General features: G+C 73.4%; 18 protein-coding genes. 4 read left to right on the top strand and 14 right to left on the bottom strand.

Annotated elements, in window-relative coordinates; all coding sequences use genetic code 11:
• Positions 1-374: 374 nt before the first annotated feature.
• From ACPYOM_RS04805 to ACPYOM_RS04790, 4 genes are all read right to left on the bottom strand, one after another.
• Complete coding sequence (locus ACPYOM_RS04805; protein ID WP_481345092.1) at positions 375-1,829, bottom strand: MFS transporter; 1,455 nt, start codon at positions 1,827-1,829, stop codon at positions 375-377.
• A gap of 68 nt (positions 1,830-1,897) precedes the next feature.
• Positions 1,898-2,263 carry a DUF202 domain-containing protein gene (locus tag ACPYOM_RS04800; protein ID WP_481345091.1) on the bottom strand — a complete coding sequence of 122 codons (366 nt, stop codon included), beginning with the start codon at positions 2,261-2,263 and terminating at the stop codon, positions 1,898-1,900.
• Positions 2,260-2,634: a YidH family protein gene (locus ACPYOM_RS04795; RefSeq protein ID WP_481345090.1), complete on the bottom strand. Its 375-nt coding sequence runs from the start codon at positions 2,632-2,634 to the stop codon at positions 2,260-2,262. The genes ACPYOM_RS04800 and ACPYOM_RS04795 overlap by 4 nt, the downstream gene beginning before the upstream one ends.
• A 150-nt stretch (positions 2,635-2,784) precedes the next feature.
• On the bottom strand, positions 2,785-3,993 hold the full coding sequence (locus ACPYOM_RS04790; RefSeq protein WP_481345089.1) for an FUSC family protein: 1,209 nt from the start codon (positions 3,991-3,993) through the stop codon (positions 2,785-2,787).
• A gap of 188 nt (positions 3,994-4,181) precedes the next feature.
• Between ACPYOM_RS04790 and ACPYOM_RS04785 the strand changes: the two genes are divergently transcribed.
• On the top strand, positions 4,182-5,345 hold the full coding sequence (locus tag ACPYOM_RS04785) for a sensor histidine kinase (protein WP_481345088.1): 1,164 nt from the start codon (positions 4,182-4,184) through the stop codon (positions 5,343-5,345).
• Between the two features lie 331 nt (positions 5,346-5,676).
• Here the strand turns inward: ACPYOM_RS04785 and glnA are convergent, their stop codons facing one another.
• On the bottom strand, positions 5,677-7,101 hold the full coding sequence (gene glnA / locus ACPYOM_RS04780) for a type I glutamate--ammonia ligase (RefSeq protein ID WP_481341934.1): 1,425 nt from the start codon (positions 7,099-7,101) through the stop codon (positions 5,677-5,679).
• A gap of 176 nt (positions 7,102-7,277) precedes the next feature.
• Here glnA and ACPYOM_RS04775 point away from each other — a divergent pair, with 176 nt between their 5' ends.
• A complete protein-coding gene (locus ACPYOM_RS04775; protein WP_481341935.1) occupies positions 7,278-7,760 on the top strand; it encodes an RDD family protein in 483 nt (160 codons plus the stop codon).
• A gap of 138 nt (positions 7,761-7,898) precedes the next feature.
• Here ACPYOM_RS04775 and ACPYOM_RS04770 read toward each other — a convergent pair whose 3' ends face one another.
• The 7 genes from ACPYOM_RS04770 to lipB form a co-directional block, all read right to left on the bottom strand.
• Positions 7,899-8,630, bottom strand: a complete 732-nt coding sequence (locus tag ACPYOM_RS04770; RefSeq protein WP_481345087.1) for a DUF4191 domain-containing protein — start codon at positions 8,628-8,630, stop codon at positions 7,899-7,901.
• 4 nt (positions 8,631-8,634) lie between these two features.
• A complete protein-coding gene (lipA, locus tag ACPYOM_RS04765; RefSeq protein ID WP_481345086.1) occupies positions 8,635-9,660 on the bottom strand; it encodes a lipoyl synthase in 1,026 nt (341 codons plus the stop codon).
• A gap of 100 nt (positions 9,661-9,760) precedes the next feature.
• Positions 9,761-11,029, bottom strand: coding sequence for an RNA polymerase sigma factor (locus ACPYOM_RS04760; protein WP_481345085.1), 1,269 nt, complete (start codon positions 11,027-11,029; stop codon positions 9,761-9,763).
• A gap of 7 nt (positions 11,030-11,036) precedes the next feature.
• Positions 11,037-11,393, bottom strand: coding sequence for a YciI family protein (locus tag ACPYOM_RS04755; protein ID WP_481345084.1), 357 nt, complete (start codon positions 11,391-11,393; stop codon positions 11,037-11,039).
• Positions 11,394-11,490: 97 nt separating this feature from the next.
• Positions 11,491-12,552 carry an ABC transporter permease subunit gene (locus ACPYOM_RS04750; RefSeq protein WP_481345083.1) on the bottom strand — a complete coding sequence of 354 codons (1,062 nt, stop codon included), beginning with the start codon at positions 12,550-12,552 and terminating at the stop codon, positions 11,491-11,493.
• Positions 12,549-13,505, bottom strand: coding sequence for an ABC transporter ATP-binding protein (locus ACPYOM_RS04745; protein ID WP_481345082.1), 957 nt, complete (start codon positions 13,503-13,505; stop codon positions 12,549-12,551). The genes ACPYOM_RS04750 and ACPYOM_RS04745 overlap by 4 nt, the downstream gene beginning before the upstream one ends.
• A 199-nt stretch (positions 13,506-13,704) precedes the next feature.
• The gene (lipB, locus tag ACPYOM_RS04740; protein WP_481341942.1) at positions 13,705-14,376 is read right to left on the bottom strand and encodes a lipoyl(octanoyl) transferase LipB; all 672 of its coding nucleotides are present in this window, start codon (positions 14,374-14,376) and stop codon (positions 13,705-13,707) included.
• 56 nt (positions 14,377-14,432) lie between these two features.
• Here lipB and ACPYOM_RS04735 point away from each other — a divergent pair, with 56 nt between their 5' ends.
• Together ACPYOM_RS04735 and ACPYOM_RS04730 are read left to right on the top strand one after the other, a co-directional pair.
• Entirely contained in the window at positions 14,433-15,500 is a 1,068-nt protein-coding gene (locus tag ACPYOM_RS04735) for a Gfo/Idh/MocA family protein (RefSeq protein WP_481345081.1), read from the top strand.
• 60 nt (positions 15,501-15,560) lie between these two features.
• Positions 15,561-17,177 (top strand): protein kinase domain-containing protein, encoded by a 1,617-nt coding sequence (locus tag ACPYOM_RS04730; protein ID WP_481345080.1) that lies wholly within the window; start codon positions 15,561-15,563, stop codon positions 17,175-17,177.
• Here ACPYOM_RS04730 and ACPYOM_RS04725 read toward each other — a convergent pair.
• On the bottom strand, positions 17,155-18,060 hold the full coding sequence (locus ACPYOM_RS04725) for a TIGR01777 family oxidoreductase (protein ID WP_481345079.1): 906 nt from the start codon (positions 18,058-18,060) through the stop codon (positions 17,155-17,157). The two genes, ACPYOM_RS04730 and ACPYOM_RS04725, sit on opposite strands and share 23 nt — an antisense overlap.
• 38 nt (positions 18,061-18,098) lie before the next feature.
• The gene (gene sucB / locus ACPYOM_RS04720) at positions 18,099-19,952 is read right to left on the bottom strand and encodes a 2-oxoglutarate dehydrogenase, E2 component, dihydrolipoamide succinyltransferase (protein ID WP_481345078.1); all 1,854 of its coding nucleotides are present in this window, start codon (positions 19,950-19,952) and stop codon (positions 18,099-18,101) included.
• Positions 19,953-19,964: the final 12 nt, after the last annotated feature.

Below are 19,964 nucleotides of genomic sequence, written 5' to 3'. Positions count from 1 at the left end.
CCCCCCCCCCCCCCCCCCCCCCCCCCCCCCCCCCCCCCCCCCCCCCCCCCCCCCTCAAAACCAAAACCCCCCCCCCCAGATTACTACGCGTCTCGTGGGCTCGGAGATGTGTATAAGAGACAGGTGCATGGGTGGGTCTCCAGCTGCGTGCGGGATCGGCCCGGTGGGAACCGGGCTCGTCGGTCGCGAGGGGTGGCGCCCGCCTGCTCCCGCCCACGCATCCGGGACACGTGAGGACCGGCTCCGAGCCGGCCGCAGGAACGACGGACGGTCCGAAGTATTGCTTTTGTGACCATTTCGTGTCTCAGAAACGCGGAATGTCGCCTTGACGCGCTGCCGACCTCGGCAGCATGACGCTGCCGAGACGGGTGACGTCAGCGGTTCCGGGCGGGGCGTCGCCGCGCCGCGACGTCGAGGGCGCTCGTGAGCAGTGCGACCGCGACGATGGCGGCGGCGACGCGCAGCGCGAGCCCGGCGTCAGGCGGCGTCGAGGCGAAGAAGACCGTGCCGACGAGCGCGATGCCGGCCGCGGTGCCGATGCGCTGGCCGGTCTGCAGCAGGCCGCCCGCGGTGCCCGCCCGCGCAACCGGGACGTCGGCCACGGTGAGGGTCACGTTCGGGGAGATGACGAACCCGCTGCCGATCCCGGCCACGAGGAGCGGTCCGGCGAGGGACCAGCCCGACGCGCCTCCGGTCACGGTCGTCAGCACGACGTCCGAGGCCACCAGCCCGATGAGCACGATGACGAGACCGGCGGTCACGAGCGAACGCCCCCACCGTGACACGAGCCGCCCGCCCACCGCGGAGGTGATCGCCGACCCCGCGGCGAAGGGCGTGACCGCGAGACCGGCGAGGAGCGGTGAGTAGCCGAGCGCCTGCTGGAAGTGGATCGTGAGCACGAAGAAGATGCCCGTGAAACCGGCGAAGTAGAGCGTGCCCACCGCCGCACCGGCGGCATAGCCCGGCACCCTGAAGAGGAGCAGGTCGACGACCGGCTCGCGGCCGCGGCGGCTCTCGCGGCGCTCCCAGGCGAGGAACAGCGCCAGCAGGAGGGTCCCGGCGACCGCCACCCACCACGGCACCGCCGCGGAGGTGCGGCCCGTCTCGACGACGGGCAGCAGGAGGCAGAGGACGGCCGCGCCGAGCAGGAGGACGCCGACCGGGTCGAGCTCCAGGCGACGGCTGCGGTGCCGCGGCGGCGGGTCGGGCAGCCAGCGCCTCGCGAGCAGGACGGCGGCAAGCGCGACAGGGAGGTTGACGAAGAAGATCCAGCGCCAGCCGTGCTCCGGTCCCAGGCGGTCGAGGATGAGGCCACCGGTCAGTGGACCGACGGCGGTGGAGATGCCGATCGTTGCCCCGAGAAGGCCGAAGGCCCGGCCCCGCTCGGCGCCTCGGAACAGCTGTTGGATCAGCCCCGACACCTGCGGGTTGAGGATGCCGCCGGCCGCCCCCTGGACGAGCCGCGCGGACACGAGCAGGGCACTCGTGGGCGCCAGACCGCAGGCAAGGCTGGACAGCCCGAACAGGACGACACCGACGAGGAACACCGTGCGCCGGCCGAGGGCGTCACCGAGCCGGCCGGACGGCACGAGCGTCAGCCCGAAGGTGAGGGCGTAGCCCGAGACGACCCACTGCAGCTCGCTCGACGATGCATCCAGCCCCGCCCGGACGGAGGGCAGGGCGACGTTGACGATGCTGACGTCGAGCAGCGTCATGAAGCCGGCGACGAGGCACACCCACAGGGCCTTCCACCGCCGCGGGTCGGGCCCGTCGGCGTCGTAACCGCGTCCTCCGGGGAGGGATGCGTCGGGGGCCGGCGGGGACGTCACCACGGGCCCGTACCCGGGGCGGCGGCGAGGCCCGCACGTCGTCCCACCGGGCGGATGCCCCCGTGGCGTCAGGTCAGGGCGATGACGACGACGCCGACGAGCGCGGCGACTCCGAGCACCAGTGTCGCCGCGGCGGCTCGGGCGAGAGCCGGTCCGGGCGCCGGCGCGGAGGGGCCGGCCGGGACGTCGCCGCCGCCCGTGGCGCGGACCGTGGCGTCCGCCTGGCGGTATCGACGTCGGGCCGTCACGGCCAGGTCGAGGCTCCAGACGAGCCCGAGGACGCAGGTGACCTCACCCCACACGCCGAGGTGTGGGGGCAGGACGCGCATCCCCACGAGGGAGCCGACCGCCACCGACAGCGCGGTGCGCCGCCACGCCAGTGAGGTGCGTTCCGGCTGCAGCCCCCCACGCACGGGTGGGTCCGGCGTCGTCACAGCAGCAGGCCGACGACGACGGCCAGGGCGACGAGGCCGAGCATGAGGGCGATCGGCAGCTTGAGGCCCGAGGAGGGCAGCGGTGTCCGGCGCCGTACGGCGCGTTCGGTGCGAGTCCAGGACAACCACGCCTGCGCCGTCGCCGCGACTCCCGCGACGACGAGGACGACCGCGATCGAGGCCCGCAGCCACCCCGTCAACGGCACCTGCAGGGCCTCAACCGCCAGACCCCCGGCGATGAAGGCCAACGCGGTCCGGATCCACGCGAGGAAGGTCCGCTCGTTGGCCAGGCTGAAGCGCGGGTCCGGCTCGTCACCCTCGCCGTAGACGGACCGGGGGAAGCGGTCTGGCGGGTCGCGGTCCGGACGCACGGGCCCTCCTCGGTCGGCTCGCCGGGTCCGGGCTGTGCCGCTCGGTCGGCGGGGTCGTGCCGGCGAGGCGCCGGCGGTTCCACCCGATCATCTCGCGGGGTGGGGCGAGTGGCGCCCCGGGATGCATCCTGACCGCAGCCGGCCGTGTGGTCACCGGGACGAAGGACGCCTGGGGAGCAGGCGGCGGGCCAGGCCTCGTGTCGGCGGCTCGCGCACCGGCCCGCGGGTCGGCACCGCCGCCCGTTCCCGGGCGTCCGTGAGCTCCTGCAGCGCCCACAGCGCGTCGCTGATGAGCGAGCCGTACACCGGCCACTGGCCCGGGTCGTCGAGCGGGGTGCGTCGCACCTCGTCGCGCAGCGCGAGGAGAACGTCCTCGGCGTGAGCCGCCGCGGCGTCGAAGGCCTCGTCGGCGTCGGGGTCCCGGTGCCCGAAGCGCTCCAGGGCGTGGGCCGTCGCCCGCAGTGCGCCGGCGTACCGGGTCAGGAACGTCGCGGACGGGACCGGCTGTGCCCGGTCGGGGTTGGCGGCCTCGACCAGGGTGCGCGCCACGCCGGTCAGGTGCCAGAGGCAGTGTCGCAGGGCCGTGACGGTCTCCGCGTAGCCCTCCCAGTCGACGGTGGCCGGCCGCAGGGACGCGCGCGGGTTGAGCCGCGTGCTCTCGCGTCCGGTCTCGATCTCCTCGACGACGCGGGGCGCCGTGTCGCTGATCGCGTTGCCACGCCGGTACCAGCGGCGTGCCGCGTCGGCGTCCCAGTCGCCCTCGAGGCCCGCCGCGACGTCGCCGAGCAGCTCGCGCACCTGCCGGGCCAGGCTCGAGACCCGTTGCCGGGGCCTGGTCAGGTGCAGGGGGCTGAGCACGAGGGCGTTGGTCATCACTCCGATGACGCCGCCCGCCACCGTCTCGACGACCGTCAGGTACGTGAAGCGCGCGTCGGTGCCACCGGCCGTGAGCAGGGACAGCAGGACCATCGCGGGCACCTGGGAGCCGTGCGAACCGAGGCGGGACCAGCGGCTGATGACGAGCGCCACGAGCGTCACCCCGAAGACCGTCCACCACGTGGCGCCGAACCAGGTCGCCGCGAGCCACGCAGCACCGAGGCCGAGCACGACCGCTGCGACCCGCTGAGCGCTGCCGGCGATGGAGCGGACCATGGTGCGGTCGACGACGAGCAGGGCAGCCATCGGCGCGTAGAACGGGATCGGACTGTGCAGCACGTGCAGGGCGAACTGCCACGCCAGGACGGCTGCCAGCGACGCCTTGAGCAGGAGCAGCAGGGCATCTCGCTCCGGCCCGGGGCGGCGCAGGGCGGTGCCGAACGCCCGGGCACGGAGGCGGGCATCCGTGCGCCAGTCACCCATCGGCGGCCGGAGGATCGGCAGAGATCAGGGCAGGAGGGCGGTGCGGCATCAGACATCCTCGCGAGGGTGGGCCCGGTCCGTGGTTGCTGAGGCCAGCGACCATACCCGGCGGCCCGGGTGCTTGCGCCGACGGCCCAGCCCTCGCGTCGGACCGGGCCCGGAGCTCCCGCGTCGCATAGCCTTGCGCTGTGGCACAAATCGGACAGCCACGGGCGAGCCCGGCGGACCGAGCGGCGCGGCAGGGTGCCTGGCTCTTCCTGCTGGCGGGGCTGCTCGCCGTCCTCGCCATCGCGCTCGACTCCGGCCGTGGCGAGATCCTGCTCGTCGTCGCGGGTCTCGACCTTCTCGCAGCGTCCCTGTGCCTCTGGTTGCCGTGGCGACGATGGCCGGTGACGCGGATCGCGTGGCTGTCCCTGCTCGCCTTCCTCGTGCTCGCGGTGTCGACGTGGGCGTTCGAGGGCCAGCCGGGCGGCACGATCCCCTTCTACGTCCTGACCTTCGTCTGGCTCGGGTTGCACCAGCCTCCGACCGTGGTGGCCTGGGCCGCTGTCCCGGCGGCCGTCTCCTACCTCGGCGGCCTCCTGGCCGCGGGCGCTCCTGCGAACGTCGTCGGGGGCAGCATCGTCGTCATCCCCGTCCTCGTGGCCGTGGGCCGCGTCATCGCCCGGAGCATGTACGACCTGCGCGAGAGCCAGCGGCTCCTGCAGTCCCAGGAGCAATGGCGGGCGGCGATGACGGCCACCCTCGCGCACGACATCCGCTCGCCCCTCACCTCCATCACCGGTGCGCTGGAGATCGTCTCCGACGACCCGGGCACCCCCGTCGCACTGGGGCGCCTCCTCGACTCCGCGAGCAGGCAGGCCGAACGGATCACCCGGCTCGCGGGCGACCTGCTCGACCTGGAACGCATCGACCAGGGGCGGCTGCGGCTCGAGATCACCGACGTCGACGTGCCCGCCCTCGCCGACCGGGTCGCCGGCCTGACCGACCCCGGGCAGGTGCGCGTCGAGGTGCCGCAGGGGCTCCAGGTCCACGCGGACCGTGGCCGGCTCGAGCAGATCCTCGTCAACCTCACCAACAACGCCCTGCGGCACGGCTCGGGACCGGTCGTCATCAGTGCGCACGACGGGTCCGGCGTCGTGACGCTCTCGGTGCGCGACCACGGGCCGGGGGTCGCCCCCGAAGCGGCCGCCAGGTTGTTCACCCGGCTCGCCGAGGGCCGGCCGGACACCGACTCGGTGGGGCTCGGGCTCTGGATCGTGCGCATGCTCACCGAGGCGCACGGCGGCGAGGTCTCCCACGAGAACTGCGACCCCGGGGCGGCCTTCCACGTGCGCCTGCCACAGCGCTGAGGCCCCGTCGCGCGGCTGGGGCCCCGCCACCGTCACTCGTCGCACTCGTCCGCCGGCTTCGGACGGTGACGTGGCCCGACATCGGACGACGGTGCCCTCGCTCCCGGTCGGGAACGAGGGCACCGGACGTCAGCGCACCCGGGTCAGAGTTATGTCCGCCTTCGGGGGCGTGAGCACACGCTGGAGCACTGGACACACGGTGGTCAGTCGACACGACGGGAGCGGGACGCCGGAACCGCGGCAGGGAAAGGCCGAACGCGGGCCCCGTCCGGGACCCGCGTTCGGCAAAGCGCCTGTGTCACAGGGACATTCGCACGCCCCCCGACTGACCTCAGATGTCGAAGTACATCTCGAACTCGTGCGGGTGCGGACGGAAGCGGATCGGGTCCACCTCGTTCTTGCGCTTGTACTCGATCCAGGCGGCGATGAGGTCCTCGGTGAAGACGTCGCCCTGGAGCAGGTACTCGTGGTCGGCCTCGAGGGCGTCGAGCACCTCCGGGAGCGAGCCGGGCACCTGGTCGATGGCGGCGTGCTCCTCGGGCGGCAGCTCGTAGAGGTCCTTGTCCACCGGCTCCGGCGGCTCGATGCGGTTCTTGATGCCGTCGAGGCCGGCCATGAGCTGGGCCGCGAAGGACAGGTACGGGTTGGCCGACGGGTCCGGCACGCGGAACTCGATGCGCTTGGCCTTGGGCGAGGTGCCGGTGATCGGGATGCGCACGCAGGCCGAACGGTTACGGGCGGAGTACACGAGGTTCACGGGAGCCTCGTAGCCCGGGACGAGACGGTGGTAGCTGTTGATCGTCGGGTTCGTGAACGCGAGCAGCGACGGGGCGTGCTTGAGCAGGCCGCCGATGTACCAGCGGGCGAGGTCCGAGAGGCCGCCGTAGCCGCGCTCGTCGTAGAAGAGCGGCTCGCCGTCCTTCCACAGGGACTGGTGCGTGTGCATGCCCGAGCCGTTGTCACCGAAGAGCGGCTTCGGCATGAACGTCGCGGTCTTGCCTGCGGCCCACGCCTGGTTCTTGACGACGTACTTGAACTTCATGATGTCGTCGCCGGAGTGAAGCAGCGTGTTGAACCTGTAGTTGATCTCCATCTGGCCGGCGGTGCCGACCTCGTGGTGGCTGCGCTCGACGTTGAGACCGACCTCCTTGAGCTGGAGGCACACCTGATCGCGGAAGTCCGCGAAGTGGTCGACGGGGGAGACGGGGAAGTAGCCGCCCTTGTAGCGGGTCTTGTACGCCTTGTTGCCGCCCTCCTCCTCACGACCGGTGTTCCAGGCAGCCTCGATGGAGTCGATGTAGTAGTAGCCGGCGTTCTGCTTAGTCTCGAAGCGCACGTCGTCGAAGACGTAGAACTCCGCCTCGGCGCCGAAGTAGGCGGTGTCGGCGATGCCCGTCGACTTGAGGTACTCCTCGGCCTTGCTCGCGATGTTGCGCGGGTCGCGGCTGTAGCGCTCGTCGGTGAACGGGTCGAGGATCGAGAAGTTCATGACCAGCGTCTTCTCGACGCGGTAGGGGTCGACGAACGCCGTGGCGGGGTCCGGCACGAGCTTCATGTCCGACTCGTGGATGGCCTGGAAGCCGCGGATCGACGAGCCGTCGAACATCTGGCCGACCGAGAAGAAGTCCTTGTCGACCGACTCAGCCGGCACGTTGAAGTGCTGCATGACACCGGGCAGATCGCAGAACCGAATGTCGACGAACTTGACGTCCTCGTCCTTGATGAACTTGAGGACCTCGTCAGCTGAGCTGAACATCCAACCTCCTGATGTGGGGCGAGGTCGCCACCCGGGAAGGAAGGGCGTCGGCCTCTGCTGTCGACAGCGACCCTAACCAGCCGCAGTTTCCCGGCCATGACCCGAATGTTTCGCCGGTGTTACGGATGGACAGGCCCGGGCAAAGCACGCGTGCGGGATCTCGTTACGCTGGTCCCGTGGTGGACCGCAAGGACTTCGGCTCGTGGCTCCAGGGGCCGCGGGAGCGCACGCAGCAGCCCGACGAGTGGCGCGGTCGTGCGCTCGGCCTGCCGCCGAGCGGGCCGGGCTCGGTGGCCGGCTTCGGCATCCGGTTCGTCGGCGTCCTCATCGACTGGGCCATCGCCTCGTTCGTCGCCCGGGGTGTGTTCGGCGTCCCGTTGCCCTTCTCGACCCCGCCTGCGACAGGTGGGCAGAACTTCGTCGTCCTCGGGATCTTCGCCCTCATGAACCTGCTGCTCGTCGGCACGCTCGGCACGACCATCGGACACCGGGTCGCCGGGCTCCAGGTGCGCTCGCTGAACGACGGCCGCGTCCTGCCGCTGCAGGCTCTCGCGCGAACGGTGCTCCTGTGCCTGTTCATCCCGGCGATCGTGTGGGACCGCGACGGACGCGGGCTGCACGACAGGGTCCCCAACACCGTCATCGTCCGCACCCGCTGACGCGCCGACACAGCCCGGCGGACGCGTCGACCAGCCCTGGCTGACGCACCGACCCGGCCCCGGTCGACCGACGTGAACGGCCCCGGCACCGTGACGGTGCCGGGGCCGTGTCAGCCGAGACTGGCAGTCACGGCGGGGTCACTTGCCGCGCAGGGCCTTGCGGTCCATGCGGGCCCGTGCCGGGTCGACGCCCGGGGGCAGCGGCGCGCGCAGGCCGCCGAGCGCCTTGAGGCGCTTGTTGACCATCGCCATCTCGTCCTTGGTGATCTGCGGCTTGAGGCGCTGGACCTTGCTCGCGATCTTGTTGAGCGGGACCTCGCCGTCGCCGTTGCCGACGCGCATCGTCGTCACCGGAACGCCCGGCGCGACGCGCTCGACGCGCTTCTTCTCGGCGACGAGCAGCTTCTGGACGCGCCCGGTCGGGCCCTCGCCGACGAGGACGACACCGGGGCGGCCCAGGGCGCGGTAGACCATGGCGGCCGAGCTGATGTCGCCGGCGCGGGCGACGTCGGCGGCGACCGGTTCACGGTCGGTGTACCAGCCGCGTCGGATCGAGGTGAGCGCGGCACCGGCGGCACCGGCCTGACCCTCGATCTGGGAGTAGGCCGCGCGCTCGGCGCGCCGGCTCAGGACCACGGTCGCGGCAAGGACGCCGAAGAGCACGCCGAAGATCGCGAAGACGATCCACATGTGCAGCAGCAGGCCTGCCACGAGCAGGACACCGAACACGACGAGGAAGGACAGCAGCATCCACCAGCCGATGGAGGGGTCCGCCGCCCTCGCCGCGCGGTAGACGTCGCGGATCTGGGACAGCCGTCCCTGCTTCTGGTCAGTGGGCGCGCCCGAGGCGCCGTCCGTGTTGCGTGCCATGGGCTCAGGATACGGCGCGGGTCTCGCGGGCCACCAATGCCGCCGCCTCCTGGCGTGCGGGGGACCCGGCCGCCTCGGCGAGGTGGGACAGGTGCTCCGGGATGGGCCGGCCCCACTTGCGCATCGCGGTGGCCCACAGGCGCCCCGCCCGGTAGGACGAGCGCACGAGGGGGCCGGCCATGACGCCCTTGAAGCCGAGGCCCTCGGCCACGTCCGACCAGTGCACGAACTCGTCGGGCTTGACCCAGCGGTCGATGGGGTGGTGCAGCTTCGACGGGCGCAGGTACTGGGTGATCGTCAGGATGTCGCACCCGGCGTCGTGCAGGTCGCGGATGGCCTCCTCGATCTCGGCGTCGGTCTCGCCCATGCCGAGGATGAGGTTGGACTTGGTGACGAGCTGCGCCTCGCGCGCCATCGTGAGCACCTTGAGCGACTTCTCGTACGTGAAGGCCGGGCGGATCCGCTTGAAGATGCGCGGCACCGTCTCGAGGTTGTGGGCGAACACCTCGGGGCGGGCGTCGAAGACCTGTCCGACGAGCTCGGGCTTCGCGCCGAAGTCGGGCGGCAGGATCTCGACGCCGGTGGTGGGGTTGAGCAGGTGGATCTGGCGGATGGTCTCGGCGTAGAGCCCGGCGGCGCCGTCGGGCTGGTCGTCGCGGGCGACGCCGGTGACGGTCGAGTAGCGCAGGCCCATCCGGCGCACCGACTCGGCGACGCGTCGCGGCTCGTCGAGGTCGAGGGCGGTGGGCCGTCCCGTGGCGATGTCGCAGAAGTCGCACCGCCGGGTGCAGACGTCACCGCCGATGAGGAAGGTCGCCTCCTTGTCCTCCCAGCACTCGAAGATGTTGGGGCAGCCGGCCTCCTGGCACACGGTGTGCAGGCCCTCGGACTTCACCATCGAGTGCAGGGCGGTGTACTCGGGGCCCATCTTCGCGGTGGTGCGGATCCAGGAGGGCTTGCGCTCGATGGGGGTCTCGGCGTTGCGCGCCTCGACGCGCAGCAGACGACGGCCGTCGGGAACGACAGACACACGGGCTCCTTGGTCGGGATTTGCTGCTCCGCACAGGTTACGCCTCGCGCGCCGGGCTCCCGACCACGGAGGTCGGCCCCGCCGCGGGGCCGCGACTCGTTCAGCGGCCGAGGTGGCCCCGCACCTCGGCCAGCCGGTCGGTGAGGAAGGCCCGCTCGACGTCGTTGCCCGAGAGCGCGATCGCCTCCTCGTACGCCGCCTCGGCCTCGTCCCAGGCCTCGAGGCGACGAAGCAGGTCGGCCCGCGTCGCGCTGAGGTAGGGGTAGGTCGCCAGCGCCGGGTCGCCCGTCAGGGGCTCCAGCGCGCGCAGCCCGGCGGCGGCGCCGTCCCGGAACCCCAGCGCCGCGGCACGGCCGAGCCGGACGACCGGGGACGGCCAGAGCCGGAGCAGCACGTCGTACAGCCCGGTGACCTCGGCCCAGTCGGTGGCCTCCCAGGACGGCGCCTCGGAGTGGACCGCGGCGATGGCGGCCTCGACGGTGAACCGGTCCGGGGGAGCAGCGGCGAGCGCCTCGGCGACGAGCGCGGTGGCCTCGTCGATGAGCGCCCGGTCCCACAGCGCCCGGTCCTGGTCGGCGAGCAGGACGAGCGTGCCGTCGTCCGCGACGCGCGTCGCACGACGGGCCTGCGCGAAGAGCACGAGCGCGAGCAGACCGGCGACCCGCGGCTCGCCGGGCAGCAGGTCATGCAGCAGGCGGCCCATCCCGACGGCGACCTCGACGAGGTCCTGGCGCACGTGGGAGGAACCCGAGGGTGCGGCGTGCCCGGTCGTGAGCACGAGGTGGACGACGTCCAGGACGGGGCCGAGGCGCTCGGGCAGCTCCGTGCGGCCCGGCACGCGGAAGGGGATCCGCGCGGCCGCGATCTTCTTCTTGGCCCGGGTGATCCGGGCCGCCATCGTCGCCTCCTGCACGAGGAAGGCACGCGCGACCTCACCGGTCGACAGGCCGCAGACGAGGCGCAGGGTGAGCGCCACCTGGGCCTCCGGCGCGAGGGCTGGGTGGCAGCAGGTGAACACGAGCCGGAGCCGGTCGTCGGGCACCAAGGTGCCGGCGGGCCCCTCGACGACGGTCGTGACGGCCTCCTCCTCGATGACGAGCAGCGGCAGCAGCCGCCGGGCGTGCGCCTCCCGGCGGACGACGTCGCGGGCCCGGTTGCCGGCGACGGTGGTCAGCCAGGCCCCGGGCCGCGCCGGGATGCCGTCGGCCGGCCACCGCTCGAGGGCACGCTCGTACGCGTCCTGGGTGCACTCCTCCGCGACGTCGAGGTCACGGGTGACCCGCACCGTCGAGGCGAGCACGCGTGCCCACTCCTCGTGGTGGGCCCGCGCGACCGCCTCTGCGACATGCGGCGATGGCTCGGTGGGCACGACCGCCTCAGCCGTGGTCGACGATCGGGCGCACCTCGACGGCTCCGTGCTGCTCGCGCAGCTCGGGGAGCATCCGCGCGAGGGCGACGGCGGCATCGAGGTCGGGCACGTCCAGGACGTAGAACCCGCCGAGTGCCTCCTTGGTCTCCATGAACGGCCCGTCGGTCACGACGGGCGCATCACCTCCGGCGGCGCGCAGCGTCGTGGCCGTGCTGACCGACTCGAGCTGCGCGCCGCTGAGGCCGGCGGGGCCGGCTGCGGTGGAGAAGGCGACGTGCGCGGCCTCCTTCGCCTCCAGCTGGTCCGACGTCTGGGCCTCCCACTCCTGCTCGCTGCCGTAGATGAGGACGAGGTACCTGGCCATGTCTGCTCCTTCGTGGTGTCCACCGGTCCCTCCGGCTTGCACGTACGACGAACGGGAGTCGGCCGGATCGACAGGCGGGTCCGGACTGCTGGGCGCGTCAGCTCACGTCGCGGCGCCGGAAGGCCACGAGCCCGGCCACGACGCCGACCACCGCCAGCACGAGGAGGTAGACCCAGGCGTGCGTGTAGCTCAGGGTGTGCTCGGTGAAGACGCACTCGCTCTCGGTGCACGACTCCGCCAGGTAGGTGCCGCCCTTCTCGATGAACGCCGACACGTTCGTCCCCACGGTCCACGGCCTGAGCCGGCCCTGGAGGAAGGCCTGGACGGCGACGAGCTCGACGGCGACGGCGTAGCCGAGCACCGAGAGCACCGCCGCCGAGGTGTGCCGCAGCACGAGGGCGAGGCACGCGCCTCCGACACCGCCGAGCACGACGAGCACGAGCACGCGCGCGAGCAGCTGGGGGAGGGAGTCGGTGAGCGGCGTCGGGTCGGGGATCTTCAGGTCGGACCCCGGGCGGTTGACGACGGCGACCATGCGGGCGCCGGCGTTGAGCAGCGCGAGCGCGACACCACCGAGGGCGGCCGACGCGAGCCCGACGGCCACGAGCTTGCTCGCGGCGGTCCGCAGGCGCCGTGGCTGGAAGGTGAGCCACGTCGACATCGACCCGGAGGTGAACTCGGCTCCGACGGTGCTGGCGCCGAGGACGAAGGCCAGGAAGGCGAGCAGGTAGGCCGCGAAGGTCGCGGCGGTGGCGGTGATGCCGTCGGCGACGGGCGGTACGACGCCCATGTCCTCCGGGGAGGGGACCAGGCCCACCTGGTCGCAGCCGAAGTCGATGGTCCGGTCACCCGAGCGGTCCCGTTCGGCCTGCTGGTCGCTGCGGCACTGGGCGACCTGGGCGGGCAGGTCGCGCTTGGCCTGCTCCACCACGATCGTGTAGTTGTCGAGCGCCTGGGCGAGCCTCTCGGGTTGGGTCGTGGTGTACGCGTTGTAGACCGTCACCCCGACGAACCCGACGACGGCCACGAGCAGCACCCGCGTCAGGCGTCGCCACCAGATCCGGCGCAGCTCGACCCCGACGAGGCCGGGGAACGACGTGCCCGTGGGGTGCACCTGCGAACGCGGACGCGACCGTGACGTCAGCAGCGTGCCGCTCATGCGGCACCTCCCTCGACGCCGGATTGCGCGTCGGCAGCGGACCCGAGCTCCTCGCCGGCGGTCAGGGCCAGGAAGGCGGACTCGAGGTCCGGCCGCTGGGGCACCAGCTCGCCGACGAACAGGCCGTGCCCGGCGAGTGCTCGGGTGACGCTCGCCCCGTCGTCGGTCGTGACGAGCAGGTGGGCGCCGTCGCGGGTCACCTCGAAGCCGTCGGCGCGCAGGACCTGCTCGGCGCGGTCCGGGCTGGAGACGCCGACGCGGACCGTCGCCGAGGTGGCCGCACCGAGGATCTCCTCGACGCGTCCCTCGGCGAGCAGCCGGCCGTGTCCGACGATCGACACCGTGTCGGCCACCTGCTCCACCTCGGCGAGGATGTGCGAGCTGACGAGCACGGTGCGGCCCTGGTCGCCGAGCGCGCGCATCGTGTCGCGGACCTCGCGGATGCCGGCCGGGTCGAGGCCGTTGGTCGGCTCGTCGAGGACGAGGAGGTCGGGGTCCTTGAGCAGCGTCGCGGCGATGGCGAGGCGCTGACGCATGCCGAGCGAGAACGACCCGTACCGGTCGCGGCCCCGGTCGAGCAGGTGCGTGGCCTCGAGCACCTCCTCGACGCGTCCGCGTGGCGTGCCGATGCCGCTCGCGAGGAGCGCGAGGTTCTGGCGGGCGGTGAAGGCGGGGAAGAACTTCGGCGACTCGACGATGGCCCCGACGCGGTCCGCGACGTGTGGCAGTCGCCGGGGGACCGGCTCACCCAGCACCTCCGCCGAGCCGGAGTCGGGGCGGACGAGGCCGAGCAGCATCCGGATCGTCGTCGTCTTGCCGCTGCCGTTCGGGCCGAGGAACCCGTGGACCCCGCCCAGGGGCACCGCCATCGACAGACCGGACACGGCGACCTGTCGGCCGCGTCGGCTCAGATAGGTCTTGCGCAGGTCGACGGTGCGGACGGCGACGTCCATGGTTCCCCCGTGGTGGCCGGTTGCGGTGGAGGCTGCGGCGGTGCCGCGGCCGTGCATCGGTGCAGCGCTGGGCGCTGCGGCTCACCCTAGGGGGTCGGCGGCGTCGCGGTCAGGCGTCGGCGCCAGACGTCGCGCTCAGACGTCGCGGTCAGACGTCGCGGTCAGATGTCGCGGTCAGACGTCGCGGTCAGACGTCGCGTCAGACGAGCGGCTCGGCCAGGGCGCGTCGGTTCGGTCGGAGCGTCGGCAGGATGTCGGCCAGGTGCCGCTCCACGTGGGGAAGCACCTCGGTGACGGGGACGTCGCGACCCAGCTCGGCCGACAGGGACGTGACACCGGCATCGGGGATGCCGCACGGGACGATGACCTGCCCCCACGACAGGTCAGGGTCGCAGTTGAAGGCGAAGCCGTGCATCGCCACCTGCCGGCTGACCCGGATTCCGATGGCGCCGATCTTGCGGCGCGGGCCGCGGTCGTCGGCGGCGATCCACGTGCCGCTCTCGCCCTCGGACCGGCCGGCCTCGACGCCGAAGTCGGCGCAGACGCGGATCATCATCTCCTCGAGGGCACGGACGTAGCCGACGACGTCGATGGGCGCGGGAAGCCGGACGATGGGGTAGCCGGTGATCTGGCCGGGGCCGTGCCAGGTGATCTTGCCGCCGCGGTCGACGTCGACGACCGGCGTACCGTCCTTGGGGCGCTCGTGCGGCTCGGTGCGCTTGCCGGCGGTGTAGACGGCGCGGTGCTCGAGCAGGTAGACGGTGTCGGGCTCCTCGCCCGCGACGACCTTGGCGTGGGTGTCGCGCTGCACCTGCCAGGCCCGCTCGTAGTCGACGAAGTCCGGGTCGAGGCCGAGGTGCACGAAACGCATGGCGCCAGCGTACGCCGGGCCGCAGCCGGACCCGCGCCGTGTGGTTGGGTGGGCGCATGCCGCCGAGCGTCCCCGACCCCCGCCCCCTCCGCGTCGGCCTCGTCGGCTACGGCTCGGCAGGGCGCGGCATCCACGCGCCCCTGCTCACCCGCGCCGGGCTCACGCTCGCGGCGGTCTCCACCTCGAACGCCGAGCGTGCCGCCCAGGTCCGCTCCGACCACCCCGAGGCCGAGGTCGTGCCCGACCTCGAGGCGCTGCTCGGGGTCAGCGGCCTCGACCTCGTCGTGCTCGCCTCGCCGAGCGGGGTGCACGGCGAGCAGGCCGAGACCGTCATCGGGGCCGGGCTGCCCCTCGTCGTCGACAAGCCCCTCGCCGTCGACGCGAGCCGGGCGCTGCGCGTCGTCGACCTCGCGGCCCACCACGGCGTGCCGCTCACGGTGTTCAACAACCGACGCTTCGACCCCGAGCTGGCGGCGCTGCGCCGGGTGCGTGACGACGACGTCATCGGAACCATCTGGCGCGCCGAGTACCGCTGGGACCGTTGGCGGCCCGTGCCGAAGCAACGGTGGCGCGAGCAGGTCACGGCCGAGGAGGGCGGCGGCCTGCTGCTCGACCTGCAGACCCACCTCGTCGACCAGGCGGTCCTGCTCCACGGCGAGGTCCTGTCGGTCTACGCCGAGCTCGACGCGCGCACGACGGTCGGTGAGGACGACACCTTCCTCGCCTGCCGGCACACCACCGGCGTCGTCAGCCACCTCATGGCCTCCTCGGTCAACGGGGCGCCCGGCCCGCGCGCCCGGGTCGCCGGCTCGGACGGCGCGTACGTCATCGGCAAGCAGGTCGACGACGTCAGCGTCTTCACCGAGTTCTTCAACGAGGGTGACGCCGTCGGCTGGGTGGTGCGCGGCGACGACCGTGAGCCGGGTCCCGTCGTCACCGACGCCGACCAGGCCGACTTCTACCGCGCGGTGGCCGGGGCGCTCGCCACGGACGACCCGCAACCCACGATGCCGGTCGACCCGCGCGACGCCGTCCACGTGCTGGCCGTCGTCGACGCGGCGCGGGTCAGCGCGCGCGACGGTCGCGTCGTCGAGGTGGTGACCCCGGGGCAGAGCCCCGACTGACCGCCCGGGGCCTGTGGATGAGGCGCGCGGTCCGGCCGCGCGCTCTGCTTCGATGGCCGGGTGAGCGAGCACGAGACCCCCGACGTCCCCGGGCACCGCCTCGAGGCCGTCATCGGCGCGGGGTCGTCCGCGGTCGTCTGGGCCGGGTCGGATGCGTCGGGGCGGCGGGTGGCGGTCAAGGTGCCGCGGGACTCCGGTGCCGCGACCCGGTCGGTGGCCGAGCAGCAGGTTCTTCTGTCCGTGCGCCACGACCACCTCGTGGCGCTCCGGTCGGTGGTGCCGCTGCCCGACGGCCGGGAGGCGCTCGTCTTCGACCACGTCGACGGTGTCGGCCTCGCCGCGATGGTCAAGGCTCGCGGGCACCTGCGCCCGGGCGAGGTCGTCACGGTCCTGACGCCGGTGTGCGACGCGGTGGCCACCCTGCACCGGGCGGGTGGCCTGCACGGCGACATCTCGCCCTCGAACGTGCGTCTGACGCCCGACGGGCGGCCGGTCCTGCTCGACCTGGGGGCCGCACGCGTGGCCGGCTCGGATGACGAGCGGGTCTACGGCACCAGCGGGTTCGTCGCTCCTGAGGTTGCCGCAGGATGGCCCCCGTCGGAGTCCAGCGACGTCTACGCGCTCGGGGCCCTCGCCTGGTTCTGCGCGACCGGCAACGGCGCCCCCCAAACCATGCTGCGTCTGGACCGCGAGACCGTCGCCTCTCACGTGGGGGAGCAGCTGGCCGACGCCATCGGCGCGTGCATCGACCCCGCCCCGCTCGAGCGGCCCTCGTCCGAGGGCCTGGCACGGCTCTTCTACGAGGCCGCCCCTGCCGATCCGGTCGAGGTCGTCGTCGGCACCGACGTCGCCTCGGCGCTGACCCACCGGCTGCGCGCGCAGGCCCGCGAGGACGATCAGCCGGCGGCGGCGGCCGACCGGTGGTGGCGCCGCCTCGTCGGCCGGTCCGGCGCGACCGTGGCACCGGCGGCCGCATCCGCCGGGGGCGTGCGGCGGCCGGTCGTCGCCGCCGTCGGTGCCGGACTCGTCGCCGTCGCCGCCTCCGGCTGGGCAGTCGCGGCCGTCGCGTCCTCCGGTGGACAGGCGCGCGAGCCGGTCCCGGATGTCGTCGCGGCGCAGGCTCCTGCCCGGCGCGTGGCCTCCGCACCGCGGCCGACGGATGCGCCGGCCCCGCCCGCCGCGACGAGCGCGGCCGCCGGGACCACCGGCGCGCCGGCGCACCGGGCGCCGGACCGGATGATGCTGCTGAGATCGCCGACGGCCCCGTCCGAGCACGCGAGCGACCTGCTGCAGGCGCTCGGCGACGCGCGCAGCCGAGCCCTCGTCGAGCGTGACGTCGCGGCGCTCGCCGCCGTGCACCGTTCCGGCGGGCCGAGCTGGTCCACCGACCGGCACCTCCTCGAGGCACTCCGGTCCGCCGGTGTCCGCTGGGAGGGCCTGCGGCTCCAGGTGGCCCGGGCCACCTTCGTGGCCGGGTCGTCGTCCGGTGGCGGACCGGACGGTCCCACGGCCGCCGTCGTGCGTGGTCGCGTGGACTGGACCGCCTACACGGTCGTCACGCAGACCGGGGCCCGCGTCGCGCAGGCGGCGCAGGAGGGGGACCTGCTCGACTTCCGCCTCGTCCGCGGGGCGGACGGCTGGCGCATCGACCGGATCAGCCGCGCACCAGCCAGCTGACCGCAGCCTCGAGGTCGGGGTGCTCGAAGGTGAAGCCAGCGCCCAGCAGCGCCTTCGGGACGACCCGCTGGCTGGCCACGATCGAGTCGGCGAACTCGCCGACGACTGCACGCAGGGCCAGGCGCGGTGCCGGCACGAGCGCCGGCCGGTGGAGGGCTGCGGCGACGGCCCGGGCGACGTCGCGCTGCCGGGCCGAGCCGGGGGCGGCGACGTTGAACGGCCCGGTCAGGTCGGGGTGGTCGACGAGATGGCTGATGGCGCGGACCTCGTCGACGAGCGTGACCCACGGCCACCACTCCTGCCCGGACCCCATCGGCCCCGCGAGGCCCAGCCGGGCGAGGAGCAGCAGCGGCCGGAACGCGCCGCCGGCGGAACTCATGACGAGGCCGCTGCGGACGCAGGCCACCGGCACGCCGGCCTCCCGGGCCGGGTCGGCGGCCTCCTCCCATCGCCGCACGATGCCGGACAGCACGTCGCGGCCGGGACCGCTGTCCTCCGTGAGCACCTCGTCGGCGCGGTCGCCGTAGTAGCCGACGGCCGATGCGTTGACGAGCCGCGGGTTCGCCCAACGGCTGCGGGCCTGGGCCAGCGCCGTGGCGACGGTCCACGTGGCGTCGGTCCGGCTGCGCTCGACCTCGCGCTTGTGCGCCGCGTCCCACCGCCGGTCACCGATGCCGACGCCGGCGAGGTTGACGACCGCGTCGACGCCCTCCAGGGCCGCGGCGTCGAGACCACCGCGCGAGGGGTCCCAGCGGACCTCACCGGGAGCGGACGGCTCTCGGCGGACCAGGCACACGACCGCGTCGCCGCGGGCCTCGAGGTGACGACGAAGCGCGCCGCCGATCAGGCCGGACGAACCGGTGATGGCGACGCGCTTCGTCATGGTTCACACCCTACGGGCGTGATGCGATGCGCACCCGCTCACGCCTCGAAGCGGCCCTCCTCCAGACGCGCCTTCATCGTGCCGAGGAAGCGAGCGGCGTCGGCGCCGTCGACGATGCGGTGGTCGTAGGACAGCGCCAGGTACATCATCGAGCGGATCGCGATCGTCTCGCCGCCGTCCGGGTCACTGACGACGACCGGGCGCTTGACGATGGCGCCGGTGCCGAGGATCGCGACCTGGGGCTGGTTGATGATCGGGGTGTCGAAGAGGGCACCCCGGCTGCCCGTGTTCGTGATGGTGAAGGTGCCGCCGGCGAGGTCGTCCGGGGTGATCTTGTTGCTGCGCGTGCGCGCAGCGACGTCGGCGATCGCGCGGGCCAGGCCGGCGATGTTGAGGTCACCGGCGTTCTTGACCACCGGGACGATGAGGCCCTTGTCGGTGTCGACGGCGATCGAGAGGTTCTCGCTGCCGTGGTAGACCACCTCGTCGCCCTCGATGCTCGCGTTGACCATCGGGTGCGCCTTGAGGGCCTCGGTGGCGGCCAGGGCGAGGAACGGCAGGAAGCTGAGCTTGACGCCCTCGCGGGCCTCGAAGTCCTTCTTCGCGCGGTCGCGGATGCGGGCGATCTTGGTCAGGTCGACCTCGACGACGGTCGTCAGCTGTGCCGACACCTGCAGCGACTCCACCATGCGGGTCGCGATGACCTTGCGGAGCCGACTCATCTTCTCGCGGGTGCCGCGCTTCGGCGACACCGATGCAGCCGGTGCGGCCGGCGCCGACGGGGCGGCTGCGGCCGGGGCCGACGCGGCGGGAGCCGGAGCCGCCGGGGCGGGGGCCTTGGCCGCCTCGGCCGCGTCGAGGACGTCCTGCTTGCGGATGCGGCCACCGACACCGGTGCCGGTGAGCGACCCGAGGTCGATGCCGTGCTGCTGGGCGAGCTTGCGCACGAGCGGGGTGACGTACGCGGCGGCGTCGTCGCGCGAGGGCTCGGCGGCGGGCGCCGTCGCCTCGGGCGACTGCTGGGCAGGCGGGCGCTCGGCGTCGGCGGGGAGCCCGGCCGCCTGCACCTCGGCCGTCTCGGCCTGGGCGGGTGCCTGCGCAGCCGGCGAGGGAGCCGACGCCTGCTGGGCCGCCGCCTGCGCCGGTGCCTGGCTGGGCTGCTGCGGGGCCTCCTGCTGCGGGGCCTCCTGCTGCGGGGCCTCCTGCGGCTGCGGAGCCTGCTGCGGGGCGGGCGCGCCACCGATCACGGCGAGGTCGCCGCCGACCGGGACGGTCTCGTCCTCGCCGACGAGGATCTTGGTCAGGGTGCCGGCGACGGGGGAGGGGATCTCGGTGTCGACCTTGTCGGTCGAGACCTCGAGGAGCGGCTCGTCGACGGCGACCTCGTCGCCCTCGGACTTGAGCCAGCGGGTGACCGTGCCCTCGGTGACCGACTCGCCGAGCGCCGGCATCGTCACCGTCTGCCCCTCGCCACCGGACGAGCCGGACGCGGCCGCCTGCGGCTGCTGTGCCTGGGCCGCCTCGGGCTCGCTCGTCGCGGGCTGCGGCTCCTGGTCGGTGCTCGGGGCCTCGGGCGCGGGCGCGCTCTGCTGGGCCTGCTCGGCCTGCGGTGCCTGCTCGGCGGCGGGCGCCTCGCCGCCGCCGGCGGGAGCGGCGCCGTCACCGATGACGGCGAGGTCGGCGCCGACCGGCACCGTGTCGTCCTCCTGCACGAGGATCTCCTGCAGCGTGCCCGCGACGGGGGAGGGGATCTCGGTGTCGACCTTGTCGGTCGAGACCTCGAGCAGCGGCTCGTCGACCTCCACGCTGTCACCGACGTTCTTCAGCCAGCGGGTGACGGTTCCCTCGGTGACGGACTCACCGAGGGCCGGCATGGTCACGCGTTCTGACATGACGTGTTCTCT

This window comes from Monashia sp. HAY1-2A (assembly GCF_056755315.1).
Note: the sequence above shows the minus strand (reverse complement) of the source record. Positions and strands in the feature narration are given on the sequence as shown.